Source organism: Marinospirillum sp. (genome assembly GCF_014859565.1).
The window spans coordinates 1-2,257 of the sequence record NZ_JACUUA010000376.1 but is presented as its reverse complement, the minus strand read 5'-3'; the positions used below and the strand labels follow the sequence as shown (position 1 = coordinate 2,257).

4 protein-coding genes are annotated in these 2,257 nt (G+C 51.1%); 3 read left to right on the top strand and 1 reads right to left on the bottom strand.

The features are described 5' to 3' along the window. The 3 genes from paaE to IBX50_RS19845 all read left to right on the top strand — a co-directional run. Positions 1 to 1,052 (top strand): 1,2-phenylacetyl-CoA epoxidase subunit PaaE (gene paaE, locus IBX50_RS19855; protein ID WP_292258126.1); only part of this gene is annotated, 1,052 nt, incomplete at its 5' end. A gap of 311 nt (positions 1,053 to 1,363) precedes the next feature. After that, on the top strand, positions 1,364 to 1,747 hold the full coding sequence (locus IBX50_RS19850; protein ID WP_292258125.1) for a type II toxin-antitoxin system RelE/ParE family toxin: 384 nt from the start codon (positions 1,364 to 1,366) through the stop codon (positions 1,745 to 1,747). Beyond that, positions 1,728 to 2,033 carry a DNA-binding transcriptional regulator gene (locus IBX50_RS19845; protein ID WP_292258124.1) on the top strand — a complete coding sequence of 102 codons (306 nt, stop codon included), beginning with the start codon at positions 1,728 to 1,730 and terminating at the stop codon, positions 2,031 to 2,033. The genes IBX50_RS19850 and IBX50_RS19845 overlap by 20 nt, the downstream gene beginning before the upstream one ends. An 82-nt stretch (positions 2,034 to 2,115) precedes the next feature. On the opposite strand, the gene IBX50_RS20795 is transcribed toward IBX50_RS19845, so the two are convergent. Next, positions 2,116 to 2,253 (bottom strand): nitrogen fixation protein NifQ, encoded by a 138-nt coding sequence (locus IBX50_RS20795; protein ID WP_366930755.1) that lies wholly within the window; start codon positions 2,251 to 2,253, stop codon positions 2,116 to 2,118. Positions 2,254 to 2,257: the final 4 nt, after the last annotated feature.

Below are 2,257 nucleotides of genomic sequence, written 5' to 3'. Positions count from 1 at the left end.
TTAAAGAGGTCAGACCGGAAACGCGTGATGCCGTGTCTCTGGCATTTGATCTGCCCGATTCGCTGCAGGATGCCTATCGTTTTACCCAGGGTCAGTACCTGACACTAAAAACCAGCATTGATGGTGAAGAGGTTCGTCGTTCTTACTCCATCTGCAATGGAGTGAATGATGGTGAACTGCGGGTTGCCATCAAACAGGTTCCCGGTGGGCGTTTTTCGACCTTTGCCAATCAGCAGTTAAAAGCCGGTCAAACTTTGGAGGTGATGCCACCCCAAGGTCGTTTTTACACCGAGCTGAATCCCGAGCATCAGGGTGAATACCTTGCCGTAGCCGCAGGCAGTGGTATCACACCCATTTTGTCGATTATCAAGAGCACGCTGGAAGCTGAACCTCACAGCAGTTTTACGCTGTTTTACGGCAACCGCTCCACCACCAGCACCCTGTTTCGTGAACAGCTGGCGGATTTAAAAAACCGCTTTATGCAGCGCCTGAATCTGGTGTTTATTTTCAGCCGTGAGCAACAGGATATCGACCTTTACAATGGTCATATCAACAGCGAAAAGTGTGATGCACTGTTTGATCACTGGGTTAAACCCAAAGAGCTGACTGCAGCGTTTATCTGTGGCCCACAAGCCATGACCGAGAGTGTGCGTGATTCTCTGGAGCGTCATGGTATGCCCAAAGAAAAAATCCACTTTGAACTCTTCACTCCAGCCGGTGGTGCCCCTGTAGCGCGTCAGGATCGTGCCGATGTGAAGGTCGACCCAACCGCCGTATCTCAAATCACCGTGATTGCTGATGGCCGTTCACTGGCCTTTGAGTTAACACGCAACACCACCAGTATTCTGGATGCAGGCAATGAACACGGAGCTGATCTGCCTTTTTCCTGCAAAGCCGGTGTTTGCTCTACTTGCCGTGCCAAGGTCGTGGAAGGTGAAGTGGATATGGATGCCAACTTTGCACTGGAAGACTACGAAGTGGAAGCCGGTTACGTGCTGTCCTGCCAGTGTTATCCCGTCAGCGACAAGGTGGTACTGGATTACGACCAGTAAGCTGCTTTCTCCATTTTCACCACTCTGTTTTGACTCTGTCCTTCCCCGTCTTGTGCGGGGTTTTTTATTTCACCATGACTCCAGCACCGTACTTCGCTGGGCTACGCCTAAGCTCGCTACAGCAGGTTTATCAATAACTTAGGCTAATTCATCATATGCCGGTTCTTTCCGAAACTTGAACCCGGCTTCCATTCGTTTGACTCCAAACAAGCTCCTAAAACAAACCTTTCCGAGGAGTCAGCTATCCTGCCACCTGCAAGAGCTAGACAATCATACCCGTTACGGGTATATTTTTTCACAGGAGGGCGAGTATGAACGTTTTGAAGCGAAAGGACTTTGCGCGGTGGCAAACGAGCGAGAAACTGTCCGATGCGGCTCTGTGTAAGGCAGTCCAGGAAATGGAAAGTGGACTAATTGATGCCGACCTGGGCGGCCACCTCTACAAAAAGCGAGTCGCCCGTCCAAGTGCAGGTAAGAGTGGTGGCTACCGCACATTATTGTCGGTTCGTGTTGGCCACCGTTATGTATTTCTGTATGGGTTTCCGAAAAGTGACAAGGCGAACATCACGCAAGATGAGAAAAAGGCGCTGCAATATGCTGGCAAGGTATTTTTGGAGCTATCAGCTAATGAATTGGTAAAGGCATTGCAGGCGGGTATTTTACTGGAGGTGTGTTGTGACGAGCAAAATCATTGAATCCCTGCGCGGAGACCTGGACGCATTGCACAACGCTGGTGCAATCAGCAAGGTGACGATGCGTGAGTTCGACGCGATCTGTCCGCCGCCAGTACGCGAGTTCAGTGCAGATGACATTAAACGTCTGCGCGAGGGACTGCATTTCAGTCAGCCAGTGTTTGCCCATCATCTGCACACCACTGCCTCGACGGTGCGCAAGTGGGAACAGGGCGAAACGCGTCCTGCTGGCCCTGCGCTCAAGCTGCTGAATGTCATCGCCGACAAAGGCTTGCAGGCCATTATCTGATTATCCCTGCGGTAGCCACCCACCTGAAGATACGGTACGAGGGTTGCAGTTCCAGTGCGTTTATTGTCAACCCCGCTCTCACTTACTCCGGCGCAAAACACTCAGCATAATCAGAACAAGCCTCACAGCTGGGTGAGCGGCAGTAGGTGATGCCGGAATCCATGCAGAGTTGGCGATAAAGAAACTTTTTCCATTTCATGTCCAGATGGTTTTTACGCACCAGC

Bases quoted from the DNA above. Each gene is read 5' to 3' on its own strand.
- IBX50_RS19850 (WP_292258125.1), top strand. From the start codon at position 1,364: ATGAACGTTTTGAAGCGAAAGGACTTTGCGCGGTGGCAAACGAGCGAG.